Source organism: Stenotrophomonas sp. TWI700 (genome assembly GCF_039673645.1).
GTDB classification, from domain to species: Bacteria; Pseudomonadota; Gammaproteobacteria; order Xanthomonadales; family Xanthomonadaceae; genus Stenotrophomonas; species Stenotrophomonas maltophilia_AA.
The window spans coordinates 117,256-130,520 of record NZ_JBDJMB010000004.1 but is presented as its reverse complement, the minus strand read 5'-3'; the positions used below and the strand labels follow the sequence as shown (position 1 = coordinate 130,520).

Here is a 13,265-nt window from a genome sequence, read left to right as displayed (position 1 = left end):
AGGTGGGGATGCGCCTGATCTGATCCGCTGGCAGGACTTCCCGGCTCCGCTCAGAAGTCCTGCTGAAGGCTGAGGTAGGCGCCGCGGCGGGGGCCCCATTGCGGGGCGAAGACGCCGATGCCGCCGCCGTCGCGCAATTGGTAGCTGCGGTCCAGTGCGTTGACCAGGGCGAGCTGTGCGTGCAGCGGGTGGCCGCTGTCGGCGTTGAAGTCGTGGGCCGCGCTGAGGTTGAGCTGCAGGTAGGCGGGGAGTTCGCCGCCGTTCGGGACGCCGTCGGTGTCCGAGCGCAGGCCGCTGCCGAACACGTAGTCGGCGCCCAGGCGGTTATGGCCGGCGAAGGCGTAGCTGATGCCGCCCGACGAGGTCAGTTTCTGGTCGTGATCCAGATGGATCCAGTTGTTCTGGACGTAAGCCAGTGCCTCGGGATCGAGGTTGTACTGGCCGGTGATGACCTGCTTGCCCATGGCCTTGTTGTAGGCGGCGTTGATGTAGGCGCTGAGTGGGCCGTGGCTGTAGTCGGCGCTGAACTCCACGCCGTGGATGTGGCCGAGGCGGTAGTTGAAGGTGGAGTAGATGTAGGCGGCGCCGAACTGGCCTTCGTCCTGCAGGCGGTCGACCTTGCGATCGTAGGCGTCCAGGCCGAGGGTGAGGTGTTCGCCGACCTGCTGGGAGACGCCGATGTCGTAGTAGTCGCTGCGCTCGGAGAGCGGGGTGGTGCTGCCACCGGCCGGTTGCTGGTTGGTGGTGCCGTCGTAGAGGCCGATGTCGCTGCTGGCCACCAGTTCGCTCGCCGGCGGGGTGAAGTAGCGCGCGTAGCCGGCATGCACGGTGGTGCTGGCGCTGGCGTTCCAGACCACGCCCAGACGCGGGCTGAGCTGGCCTTCGGTGCCACCGAAGGCCGTGTAGCGGTCGCCGCGCAGGCCGTAGTTGACGGTCCAGTCCGCGCCGATCCGCCATTCGTCCTGCAGGTAGACCGCGGTGGTGGTGGCGTTGAAGGCGCTCGCCTCCGGGATGCGCCGTGGCGTGGTGCTGGCCTGCTGGCCGTCGGCGTCGACCGGGAACACCCAGGTGTCGCTGCCGGCGCGGGCGCGTTCGGCGTTGACGTACAGGCCATAGCGCAGCGTGTGGTTTTCACCGAGCGGAGTGGAGACATCGGCCTGCACGGTGTTGGCGCGGTTGCTGCGCTCCACCCGCGAGGCGACGCCGTTGAAGATCAGGTCGCCGGCGAGGTCCGGGCGGAAGGACAGGTCGCTGTACCGCTGGCCGGCCGAGACCTGGTAGGCCGTACTGCCCAGCGAGCCCTGCAGCACCAGCATGCCGAAGCGGGTGGTCTCGCGCTGGTTTTCATCCAGCGCGGCCGAGTCCGCGTTGACGGTATCCAGGTAGCCGAACTGCGGCATCTGGCCGGGGTTGACCGGGATCTGGAAGCGGTTGTTGGAGAAGCCGGCGAACAGGCTCAGGCGCGTGTCTTCGTTGACCAGGTAGGTCAGGTCGGCGAACGCCTTGCCCTGGTGGGTGTCATCGTGGTCCGGCCTGCGCGAGGCGGTGGGGTTTTCCATGCCGGCCTGGTTCTGGTCGTAGTTGCCGGTCAGGTATCCGCTCCAGCGGCCCTGGCTGCCCCACCACGAGGCGTTGGGGTTGAGCTTGCCGTAGGCGCCGGCGGTGAGGCCGGCGCTGCCCCCATTGCCCAGCTCGGCGCCGCTGCGGGTGGTGATGTCCACCACGGCGGCGGTGCGCTCGCCGAACTGCGCCGGGAGGGCGCCGTCCATCAGGCGGATGCTCTTGATCGCGCGGGCATCCAGGGTCTGGCCGAAGCCGGAGATCGATTCGGGCAGCAGGACGCCGTTGAGCCGGTACTGGAGATTGGCGTGGTCGCCGCGCACGTGGACGCCGCCGTAAGAGTCCTGGACCACCCCTGGCGCCTGCAGCAGCACCTGGTTCAACGGGGTGGACGCGCCCAGCGGCAGGTGCTGGATGTCTTCGGCGGTGATCTGGTACTGGCTGCTGCCGATATCCGGCGACAGCGCGTTGCGCGCCTGGTCGAGCTGGGCGCTGACGGTGACCGCGTCCAGATCGGTGACCGCGGGGGCCGGGGCGCCGCTCGTGGGTGCGTCGGCGAGGGCGGGCAGGCCGGTCAGGGCCAGGGAAACAGCGATACCGGTAGCAAGCAGGGAAGGCTTCATGGGGATGGCTTGGCTGGGCAAAGGGAGGAGGGGCCGGCCTGGCGAGTGTTACTCCGTAACAAATCATGCGCCTGTCCCACGCCGGTGGACCATGCCCGATCTGGCCGATCGCCGTGGCCTTTCTTCGGCGTTCAGCCTGGGCCGGCATGACCGCCCCTTTGCGTCGGGGGCGCGCTCTGCGACCATGACCGGCCCCACACCCCGGAAGTCCGTGATGAGCCTGTCCGCCCCGCCCGTAGCCGATCCCGCCGCGACCGCTGTCGACGCTGCCTGGTCGCCGGAGAGCTGGCGTGGCAAGCCCGCGCTTCAGCTGCCAACCTATCCGGACCCGCTGGCGCTGGATGCCGCCCTGCACGAGCTGAAGCGGCTGCCGCCGCTGGTGACCTCCTGGGAGATCCTGGCGCTCAAGCAGCAGCTGGCCGAGGCCCAGGAGGGCAAGCGCTTCTTGCTGCAGGGCGGTGATTGCGCGGAGAACTTCAGCGACTGCGAATCGACCACCATCTCCAACCGGCTGAAGGTGCTGCTGCAGATGAGCCTGGTGCTGGTGCACGGCATGCGCAAGCCGGTGATCCGGGTCGGGCGCTTCGCCGGGCAGTACGCCAAGCCGCGCTCGGCCGATACCGAAACCCGCGACGGCGTGACCCTGCCGAGCTACCGCGGCGACGTGATCAATGCGCCGGAGTTCACCGAAGCGGCCCGCCTGCCGGACCCGCGCAGGATGCTGCAGGCGCACGCGCACTCGGCGATGACGATGAACTTCGTGCGCGCGCTGATCGATGGCGGCTTCGCCGATCTGCACCACCCCGAGTACTGGAACCTGGAGTGGGTGCGGCATTCGCCGCTGGCCACCGATTACCAGAAGATGGTGTCCTCGATCGGCGATGCGGTGCGTTTCATGGAGACGCTGTCCGGCGCGCAGGTGTACAACCTCAACCGGATCGACTTCTACACCTCGCACGAAGCGCTGCTGCTGCCGTACGAGCAGGCGCTGACCCGCCAGGTGCCGCGCCAGCAGGGCTGGCTGAATCTCAGTACGCATTACCCGTGGATCGGCATGCGCACCGCCGCACTGGATGGCGCGCACGTGGAATACCTGCGTGGCGTGCGCAATCCGATCGCGATCAAGGTCGGGCCGTCGGTGCAGCCGGACCAGCTGCTGCGCCTGATCGATGTGCTCAATCCAGATGACGAGCCGGGCCGCCTGAGCTTCATCCACCGCATGGGCGCGGCGCAGATCGCCGAGAAACTGCCGCCGCTGTTGAACGCGGTCAAGCGCGATGGCCGGCGCGTGCTGTGGGTGTGCGATGCGATGCATGGCAACACCGAGAGCACCAGCAACGGCTACAAGACGCGTCGTTTCGACAACGTGCGTGGCGAGGTCGAGATGTCCTTCGACCTGCACGCCGCGGCCGGCACGCGGCTGGGCGGCGTGCACCTGGAGCTGACCGGTGAGGATGTGACCGAATGCACCGGCGGTGCGCGCGAGCTGACCGAGCGTGATCTGGAGCGTGCCTACCGTTCCTCGGTGGATCCGCGCCTGAACTACGAACAGTCGCTGGAGATCGCGATGGCGATCGTGCGCAAGCAGGCGCACTACGCCGACTGATATCGGTGCGTGTCCTCGACACGCACCTTACATTCGCCTGACACCATGGTCATGGCGGCATCGGCATCCTGTGGACTCCCCCCGCGAAGAACACAGGAGCGTGCCGTGACCGTCGACTGGCAGCAGGCAGCGCTGTATCTCTGGCCCATCTCGATCGCGCTGGCGATCGGGATCAGTGGCTGGTGGTTGCTGATGGCGTTGACGCGTCGTCTGAAAGACCGTGATTACCGCCGTGCCCGCATCGCGCGGGTGATCAGCCGGCCCTTGGCGTTCGCGCTGCCGCTGTTGCTGCTAATTCCGGCCCTGGAGGCCACGCCGCTGCAGGAGCACCGGCTCGAGCAGGCACTGCGGCTGCTGCATATCGGCCTGACCGGCTGCTTCATCTGGCTGCTGGTACGCGCGGTGGCCGCCGGCGAGCAGGCGATCCTGCGCGATCACCCGATGGAGGTAGCCGACAACCTCGAGGCACGCCGCATCCAGACCCAGACCCGGGTGCTGAGCCGTGTGCTGATGGGCGCGATCATCCTGGTGGGTGTGTCGCTGATCCTGCTGACGTTTCCGATGGTGCGCCAGATCGGCACCGCGCTGCTGGCCTCGGCCGGCATCATCGGCCTGGTCGCCGGCATCGCGGCCAAGCCGGTGTTCGGCAACCTGATCGCCGGTCTGCAGATCGCGTTGACCCAGCCGATCCGGCTGGACGATGTGGTCATCGTCGAGGGCGAATGGGGCCGCGTGGAAGAGATCAACAGCAGCTACGTGGTGGTGCGGATCTGGGACGCGCGGCGGATGGTGGTGCCGCTGACCTGGTTCATCGAGCACCCCTTCCAGAACTGGACCCGGCGCAGCGCCGATCTGCTTGGCACTGCGTTCCTGTGGCTGGATTACACCGCGCCGATCCCGGCGATCCGCGCCGAACTGGAGCGGATCTGCAAAGGCGAGGCGCTATGGGATGGCCAGGTCTGCGTGACCCAGGTGACCGAAACCAGCGAACACACGCTGCAGGTGCGTCTGCTGGTGAGCGCGCGCAACTCCGGTGATGCCTTCGACCTGCGCTGCATCGTGCGCGAGCGCATGCTCGATTTCCTGGCGCGCGAGCATCCGCAGGCACTGCCGCGCACCCGTGCCGAGCTCAACCAGGAAGCCACGCCGACGCGCCGCGCACGTTCGCAGCCGGCCGAGGATGTGCGCTCGCCCGGTGCCGAGGATGGTGAGCCGGCGATCCTGCCGGACCCGGGCGACGCGACCCGGTAGGTACCGACCGTTGGTCGGTACACGCCTCAGGGCGCGACGCCGTTGGTCAGCAGGGTATCGGTCTGGAACCGCGGCGGACGGCGTGCGCGGGTTCGTTGCTCGTAGGCGTAGCCCAGCTCGATCAGGCGCGGCTCGCTCCACGCGGTCCCCATGAACAGCAGCCCCAGCGGCAGGCCGTCCACGTGCGCCATGGGCACGGTCAGGCTCGGGTAGCCGGCCACCGCTGCGGCGCTGTAGCTCTCGCCGGGGAAGTCGTCGCCGCTGCCCGGCCGGATCGGCCATGCCACGCCGGTGGTCGGCGCCACCAGTGCATCCAGCTTCTGTTCGCGCAGCACCGCATCGATGCCTTCCGGGCCGGCCAGCCGGCGGGCATCGCTGCGCGCGCGGATGTACTCGGGCGTGCCCAGGCCGCCCATCGTCGCGGCGGTGTCCATCAGGTCCTGGTCGAACAGCGCCAGTTCCTTGCCCGCATGCTGGCGGTTCCAGGCGATCACGTCGTCCAGGCTGCGCACCGGCGCGCGGTAGGTCGTGAAGTAACGCTGCAGCCCGGCCTTGAACTCGTGCATCAGGACGATCCGTTCGGCGTCCTGCCACTGGCCCTGGGTCGGCAACTGCACCGGCACCACGGTCGCGCCGGCATCGCGCAGCACGGCCACGGCATGCTGCAGGGCCGGCGCGATGCCCGGCTTCTGCATCAGGTCGCCGTACAGCACACCGATCCGCGCGCCGCGCAGGCCGTCGGCGTTCAAGCGCGAGGTGTAGTCGTAGACCGCACGTCCGGGCATGGTCGCAGTGGCCGGGTCGGCCTCGTCGCGTCCGGCCATGGCGGTCAGCAGGGCGGCTGCGTCGGCCACGCTGCGGGTCATCGGGCCGGCGGTGTCCTGGCTGAAGGAGATCGGGATGATGCCCTCGCGGCTGACCAGTCCGACCGTCGGCTTCAAGCCGACCACGCCATTGACCGCGGCGGGGCAGACGATGCTGCCGTCGGTCTCGGTGCCGATCGCCGCCACCGCGAGATTGGCCGAGACCGCCACCGCGCTGCCGCTGCTGGAGCCGCACGGGTTGTGGCTGAGCCGGTACGGATTGCGGGTCTGGCCGCCGCGTGCACTCCAGCCGGAAATCGATCGGCTGGAGCGGAAGTTGGCCCATTCGCTCAGGTTGGTCTTGCCGAGGATCAGCGCACCGGCCGCGCGCAGGCGCTGGACCAGGAACGCATCGTCCGGGCGGAACCCTTCCAGGGCCAGCGAGCCGGCGGTGGTGCTCATGGGGCTGGCGCCGATGTTGTCCTTGAGCAGCAGCGGGATGCCGTGCAGCGGGCCGCGCAGCTGTCCCTGGCGACGCTCGGCGTCCAGCTGTGCGGCCTCGCGCAGCGCATCGGGGTTGAGCTCGATGACCGCGCGCAGGCGCGGGCCGGCCCGGTCGAGGCGGGCGATGCGGTCCAGGTAGGCGCGGGTCAGGGTGACACTGTCCAGCTCGCCGCTGGCCATGCGCGACTGCAGGTCGCTGATGCCGGCTTCGGCAAAGGCGAACGGGAGCGTGGCGCTCGGCGAGGGGGGCGGCGCAGGCGATTCACGGGCATGCAGGGGCGCCGGGCCCGGGCTGCAGCCGGCCAGCGCGATGAGCATCAGCGATGTCAGTGTCAGGCGCATGCCTGTCCCCCCGAACCGGTCGACAGGCTAACCACCACGGGCGCCGCTTGGCAACTCAAGCCGTTTGGGCGGCCTTGCCATGGCGTTTGCGGATATCGCGGGCGAGCACGCCGACCACGATCAGATTGATCACCAGCACCGACCACGAGGCCCAGCCCGGGTGACGGAGGATGGCGTAGATATCGAACGGCAGGTAGATGCCGGCAGTGACGCAGCCCAGCCAGGAGGCCCAGGCCTTGGCGCGCCAGAGGCCCCAGGCCTCGAAAAGATGCAGGACGCCGTAGGCGACCATTGCAGCAGCCGCCAGATGCACCGCATCGGGGCTGATCATGTTGAGCAGCGAGGGCAGGGTGCCGTGATCCGGGTCCAGACTGAAACGCCGGATCAGGGCATTGACCGCATCGCGCAGGGGCTGCGGGCCGAGCATTTCCAGCCCGGTCGCAGCCAACAGCGCCAGAACCGCCTTGCTGGCTTCCAGCAAGGCGATCAGGTGAAGCCCCGGATGCTTGTGAGGATCCGGGTTGTAGGGCTTGTCGATCACGACAATGGGTCCGATCAGCCGCCGCGCGATGCCTTCTTGCGGTCGCTTTCGGTCAGGCCCTTCTTGCGCAGGCGGATTTCCTTCGGGGTGATCTCGACCAGCTCGTCGTCTTCGATGAAGTCCAGGGCCTGCTCCAGCGAGTACTTGATCGCCGGGGTCAGCTGGATCGCATCGTCCTTGCCCGAGGCGCGCATGTTGGTCAGCGGCTTGGTCTTGATCGCGTTGACGGTCAGATCGTTGTCCTTGGAGTGGATGCCGACCAGCTGGCCTTCATACACGTTGTCGCCTTCAGCAGCGAACAGCTTGCCGCGTTCCTGCAGCGGGCCCAGGGAGTACGCCGGGGTGGCACCCGGGGCATTGGCGATCATCACGCCGTTCTGGCGCTTGGCGATCGAACCCTGTTCCTTCGGGCCGTAATGGTCGAACACGTGGAACAGCAGGCCCGAACCCTGGGTCAGGGTCTTGAACTCATTCTGGAAACCGATCAGGCCACGGGCCGGGATCTGGTATTCCAGGCGGACACGGCCCTTGCCGTCCGGCTCCATGTTCTTCAGCTGGCCCTTGCGGGTGCCCAGCTTTTCCATGACGCCGCCCTGGTGCTGTTCTTCGATGTCCACCACCAGCTGCTCGATCGGCTCCATGGCCTGGCCGTCGATCTGCTTGATGATCACTTCCGGACGCGACACGGCCAGCTCGTAGCCTTCACGACGCATGTTCTCGATCAGCACCGACAGATGCAGTTCGCCACGGCCGGAGACCAGGAACTTGTCGGCGTCTTCCAGCTGTTCGACCTTCAGGGCGACGTTGTGGACCTGCTCGCGATCCAGGCGGTCCTTGATCTGGCGGCTGGTCAGGAACTTGCCACCGGACAGGTCCTTGTTGCCGGCGAACGGCGAGTTGTTGACCTGGAAGGTCATCGAGATCGTCGGTTCATCGACGGTCAGCGCCGGCAGGGCTTCCGGGGTATCCGGGTGGCACAGGGTGTCGGAGATGGTCAGTTCCGGAATACCGGAGATGGCGACGATGTCGCCGGCTTCGGCGGTGTCCTGCTCGATGCGCTCCAGGCCCAGGAAGCCCAGCACCTGCGCGACCTTGCCGTTGCGCTTCTTGCCTTCACGATCGATGACCGCGACCTGCATGTTCTTCTTCAGGGTGCCGCGCTGCACGCGGCCGATGCCGATCACGCCCACGAAGTTGTTGTAGTCCAGCTGGCTGATGCGCATCTGGAACGGACCTTCCGGGTCCACTTCCGGCATCGGCGCGTGCTGCATGATCGCTTCGTACAGCGGGGTCATGTCGCCGTCGCGCACGGTGTCTTCCAGGCCAGCGTAGCCGTTCAGGGCCGAGGCGTAGACGATCGGGAAGTCGAGCTGCTCATTGGTGGCACCGAGCTTGTCGAACAGGTCGAAGACCTGGTCGATCACCCAATCCGGACGCGAGCCCGGACGGTCGACCTTGTTGACCACGACGATCGGCTTGAAGCCCATCGCGAAGGCCTTCTGGGTCACGAAGCGGGTCTGCGGCATCGGGCCGTCCATCGCGTCGACGAGGATCAGCACGGTGTCGACCATCGACAGCACGCGCTCCACTTCGCCGCCGAAGTCGGCGTGTCCCGGGGTGTCGACGATGTTGATCCGGTTCTTGATACCGGTCTTCTTGTCTTCCCAGGTGATGGCCGTGTTCTTGGCCAGGATGGTGATGCCGCGTTCCTTTTCCTGGTCATTGCTGTCCATCACGCGCTCGGCGAGCACGGTGCGCTCGGAGAGGGTGCCGGACTGCTTGAGCAGCTGGTCGACGAGGGTGGTCTTACCGTGGTCGACGTGGGCGACGATGGCGATGTTGCGAAGATTTTCGATAGACATGCGAAAGGGGGCCAGTCGGCGCCGGATTTGGAAAAAGAAGTCCAACATTATACGGCCAAGATGACCAATCGCGAAAAGTGCGTCGCAAGCCTTGCCGGACGGGCATTCAGCTGTGTGAGGGACGCCTGTCCGGGGCGCCGCGATGATGCAGGAAGCACCACCGCCCCCTGAGTCAGGGGGCTGCCGCGAAGCGGCGGGGGTGTGGGTGCTGGTAAGAGGGGCCCGCGGTTCGCGCAGCGAAGCGTGGGGCGGCAGCGCGCATGCGGTGGCGCATACCACGGGTGTATCCTATGGGGCTAACGACAAACCCCCGTACCCCAAGGATTTGCATGTCCCTCATCGCCACTTTCGACACCACCCAGGGCCCGATCAAGGTCGAGCTGTTCGCCGACAAGGCCCCGCTGACGGTCGCCAACTTCGTCAACCTGGTCAAGCACGGCTTCTATGACGGCCTGGTCTTCCACCGCGTGATCCCGGACTTCATGATCCAGGGCGGCTGCCCCAAGGGCCAGGGCACCGGCGGCCCGGGCTACAAGTTCGAAGATGAAAAGAACGGCGTGAAGCACCAGGTCGGTTCGCTGTCGATGGCCAATGCCGGCCCGAACACGAACGGCAGCCAGTTCTTCATCACCCACATCAAGACCGATTGGCTGGACGGCAAGCACACCGTGTTCGGCCAGGTCCTCGACGGCCAGGCCATCGTGGACTCGGTCAAGCAGGGCGACGTGATCCATTCGATCACTCTGGAAGGCGACACCGACGCCGTGCTGGCCGCCCAGACCGAGCGCGTGGCGGAGTGGAACAAGCTGATCCCCACCGCCTGATCCGATCCCGACGGCCCCTGTGAAGGGGGCCGTTTTTACGTTTCTTAGCAGAGGAAATCCCCATGAAAGCACCTGTTCGTGTTGCCGTGACCGGCGCCGCCGGCCAGATCGGCTACGCCCTGCTGTTCCGCATCGCCTCCGGCGACATGCTGGGCAAGGACCAGCCGGTCATCCTGCAGCTGCTCGAGCTGCCGGTCGACAAGGCCCAGGCCGCCCTGCGCGGCGTGATGATGGAACTGGAAGACTGCGCCTTCCCGCTGCTGGCAGGCATGGTCGGTACCGATGACGCCGAAGTGGCCTTCAAGGACGCCGATATCGCCCTGCTGGTCGGCGCGCGTCCGCGCGGCCCGGGCATGGAGCGCAAGGATTTGCTGCTGGAAAACGCCAAGATCTTCACCGCCCAGGGCGCGGCGCTGAACAAGGTCGCCAAGCGTGACGTCAAGGTGCTGGTGGTCGGTAACCCGGCCAATACCAACGCCTACATCGCCATGAAGTCGGCGCCGGACCTGAACCCGCGCAACTTCACCGCCATGCTGCGCCTGGACCACAACCGTGCGCTGAGCCAGCTGTCGACCAAGCTCGGCAAGCCGGTCGGTGGCATGGAGAAGCTGATCGTGTGGGGCAACCACAGCCCGACCATGTACCCGGACTACCGTTTCGCCACCGCCGACGGTGTCTCCATCGCCGAGGCGATCAACGACCAGGAATGGAACGCATCGACCTTCATCCCGACCGTGGGCAAGCGCGGCGCGGCGATCATCGAAGCCCGTGGTTCGTCCTCGGCGGCCTCGGCCGCCAATGCCGCCGTCGACCACATCCGTGACTGGGTGCTGGGCAGCAACGGCAAGTGGGTGACCATGGGCGTGCCGTCCGACGGCTCCTACGGCATCCCGGAAGGCGTCATCTTCGGCTTCGCGGTCACCACCGAGAACGGCGAGTACACCCTGGTCAAGGATCTGCCGGTCGACGACTTCAGCCAGAAGTACATCGACAAGACCCTGGCCGAGCTGGAAGAAGAGCGCTCCGGCGTCGCCCACCTGCTGGGTTGATCGAGCTGCTGCGGTAGGTACCGACCGTTGGTCGGTACGGATTGAAAGACGCCGGGCTTGCCCGGCGTTTTTTTTGGCCGCACCGTCGGCTGCGTATTCCCGGCACGGTCGGTCGCGTATTCCCGGTAGTGCCGCCCACTGGCCGGCTCTCCAGGTCCCCGGTAGTGCAAGGAGCCGGCCAGCGGCCGGCACTACGTACGACCAAGGTCGGACAGTTCGTCCGCCGCCATCGGACTATGCTCGATCCCATGACTTTGTCTGGGAGGGCTGTCATGCGTTACGAAGATGTCTATCGACGTTCGGTCGATGAACCCGAGGCGTTCTGGGGCGAAGAGGCCCAGCGCATCTACTGGCATACACCACCGCAGCAGATCCTCGATTACAGCACCCCGCCGTTCCGGCGCTGGTTCGTCGGCGGGGAAACCAACCTCTGCTACAACGCGGTCGACCGCCATCTGGTCGATCGCCCGGATCAGCTCGCGCTGGTCGCGGTCTCCAGCGAAACCGGCGTCACCCGCGAGATCACCTACCGCGAGCTGCACCGTGAAGTGAATGCCTTCGCCGCCGTGCTGCAGCGGCTGGACGTACAGCGTGGCGACCGCGTGGTGATCTACATGCCGAACATGGCCGAAGCCGTGTTCGCGATGCTGGCCTGCGCACGCATCGGGGCGATCCATTCGGTGGTGTTCGGCGGCTTCGCCGCGCACAACCTGGCACTGCGCATCGATGACGCCGAACCGAAGCTGCTGATCGCCGCCGACGCCGGCAAGCGCGGCGGCAAAGTGATTCCGTACAAGGCGATGGTCGATGCTGCCTGCGCCGAAGCCGCTTCGCCGCCACCGCACGTGCTGATCGTCTCGCGCGGCCTGGACCCGGCCGAACCGAAGGTGCCCGGCCGCGACGTCGACTACGCCACGCTGCGTGCCGAAGTGGGCGACCAGGATGTGCCGGTGGTGTGGCTGGAATCCAGCGAGCCGAGCTATCTGCTCTACACCTCCGGCACCACCGGCAAGCCGAAGGGCGTGCAGCGCGATGTCGGCGGCTACGCAGTGGCGATGGCGCAGTCGATGGAGACCGTGTTCGACTGCAAACCCGGTCAGGTGATGTTCTCCACCTCGGATGTGGGCTGGGCGGTCGGGCATTCCTACAACGTCTACGGCCCCCTGATCGGCGGCTGCACCTCGCTGCTGTACGAAGGGCTGCCGACCAACCCGGACCCGGGCATCTGGTGGGCGCTGTGCGAACAGTACGGCGTGCGCACGCTGTTCTCCTCGCCGACCGCGATCCGCGTGCTCAAGAAGCACGATGCCGATTTCATCCGCCGCCACGATCTGGAAGCATTGAAGTACGTGTTCCTCGCCGGCGAACCGCTCGATGAGCCGACCGCGCACTGGATCAACGACGCACTCGGCAAGCCGATCATCGACAACTACTGGCAGACCGAAACCGGCTGGCCGGCACTGACCCTGCTGCCGGGCGTGGACATGAAACCGGTGCGCTTCGGCTCGCCCGGTTTCCCGAACCTCGGCTACCGGATGAAGGTCATCGACGAGAACACCGGCGAGACTGTCGCGCCGGGGCAGAAGGGGGTGCTGGTGATGATCCCGCCGCTGCCGCCGGGCTGCATGACCACGGTCTGGAAGGACGATGCGCGCTTCATCCAGAGTTATTTCAGCCACTTCAAGGAACTGCTGTACAGCTCGCTCGACTGGGCGATCCAAGACGAAGACGGCTACACCTTCATCCTGGGCCGCACCGACGATGTCATCAACGTGGCCGGGCACCGCCTGGGCACGCGCGAGATCGAGGAGTGCATCGCCGGCCATCCGCTGGTGGCCGAGGCCGCCGTGATCGGGGTCAAGGATGAACTCAAGGGCCAGGTGCCACTGGTGTTCGTCACGCTCAAGAAGGCCCTGCAGGGAGACGGCAGCGCCGTGGCGGCCGAGATGATGCAGCGGGTGACCAACACCCTCGGCGCGGTCGCGCGGCCGGCGCACATCCATATCGTCAACGCGCTGCCCAAGACGCGCTCGGGCAAGCTGCTGCGGCGCTCGCTGCAGGCGCTGGCCGAGGAGCGTGATCCGGGCGATCTGTCGACCCTGGATGACCCGGCGGCCTTGGACGAGATCCGCCGCGCGCTGGGCAGCTGAGGGAGTGCCAGCCGCCTTCCGGGCGGCTGGCCGACGTGGCCGTTGGTGATGCGTGCCGTCGTTGCGACGGCGTGACATACTCGGCCGGCCGGGAGACCGGTGACGGGTAGCGCACTTGGGGAAGTGCGCGGGGATATCCGTAGATGCCGC

Annotated in this window: 9 protein-coding genes; 5 read left to right on the top strand and 4 right to left on the bottom strand. The window is 67.0% G+C overall.

The genetic code is table 11. The features are described 5' to 3' along the window. Window positions 1-50: 50 nt before the first annotated feature. Window positions 51-2,183, bottom strand: a complete 2,133-nt coding sequence (locus ABE473_RS05295) for a TonB-dependent receptor (protein ID WP_346488751.1) — start codon at window positions 2,181-2,183, stop codon at window positions 51-53. 214 nt (window positions 2,184-2,397) lie between these two features. On the opposite strand from ABE473_RS05295, the gene ABE473_RS05290 reads away from it, so the two are divergent. Beyond that, window positions 2,398-3,789 carry a 3-deoxy-7-phosphoheptulonate synthase class II gene (locus tag ABE473_RS05290; protein ID WP_179460853.1) on the top strand — a complete coding sequence of 464 codons (1,392 nt, stop codon included), beginning with the start codon at window positions 2,398-2,400 and terminating at the stop codon, window positions 3,787-3,789. 105 nt (window positions 3,790-3,894) lie between these two features. Further along, on the top strand, window positions 3,895-5,040 hold the full coding sequence (locus tag ABE473_RS05285) for a mechanosensitive ion channel domain-containing protein (RefSeq protein ID WP_179460854.1): 1,146 nt from the start codon (window positions 3,895-3,897) through the stop codon (window positions 5,038-5,040). Between the two features lie 26 nt (window positions 5,041-5,066). Here ABE473_RS05285 and ABE473_RS05280 read toward each other — a convergent pair whose 3' ends face one another. From ABE473_RS05280 to typA, 3 genes are read right to left on the bottom strand one after another with little or no spacing between them, the layout of a single operon-like run. Beyond that, complete coding sequence (locus ABE473_RS05280; RefSeq protein WP_346488750.1) at window positions 5,067-6,689, bottom strand: amidase; 1,623 nt, start codon at window positions 6,687-6,689, stop codon at window positions 5,067-5,069. 55 nt (window positions 6,690-6,744) lie between these two features. Next, on the bottom strand, window positions 6,745-7,230 hold the full coding sequence (locus ABE473_RS05275) for a DUF2127 domain-containing protein (RefSeq protein WP_313209644.1): 486 nt from the start codon (window positions 7,228-7,230) through the stop codon (window positions 6,745-6,747). 14 nt (window positions 7,231-7,244) lie between these two features. Beyond that, window positions 7,245-9,092 (bottom strand): translational GTPase TypA, encoded by a 1,848-nt coding sequence (gene typA, locus ABE473_RS05270; RefSeq protein WP_121042902.1) that lies wholly within the window; start codon window positions 9,090-9,092, stop codon window positions 7,245-7,247. 329 nt (window positions 9,093-9,421) lie between these two features. On the opposite strand from typA, the gene ABE473_RS05265 reads away from it, so the two are divergent. The 3 genes from ABE473_RS05265 (at window position 9,422) to prpE (ending at window position 13,115) form a co-directional block, all read left to right on the top strand. Then, window positions 9,422-9,916 carry a peptidylprolyl isomerase gene (locus ABE473_RS05265; RefSeq protein WP_346488749.1) on the top strand — a complete coding sequence of 165 codons (495 nt, stop codon included), beginning with the start codon at window positions 9,422-9,424 and terminating at the stop codon, window positions 9,914-9,916. Between the two features lie 62 nt (window positions 9,917-9,978). Further along, the gene (locus tag ABE473_RS05260) at window positions 9,979-10,965 is read left to right on the top strand and encodes a malate dehydrogenase (protein ID WP_346488748.1); all 987 of its coding nucleotides are present in this window, start codon (window positions 9,979-9,981) and stop codon (window positions 10,963-10,965) included. 272 nt (window positions 10,966-11,237) lie between these two features. Then, window positions 11,238-13,115, top strand: coding sequence for a propionate--CoA ligase (gene prpE, locus ABE473_RS05255; RefSeq protein ID WP_346488747.1), 1,878 nt, complete (start codon window positions 11,238-11,240; stop codon window positions 13,113-13,115). The last annotated feature ends 150 nt before the right edge of the window (window positions 13,116-13,265 follow it).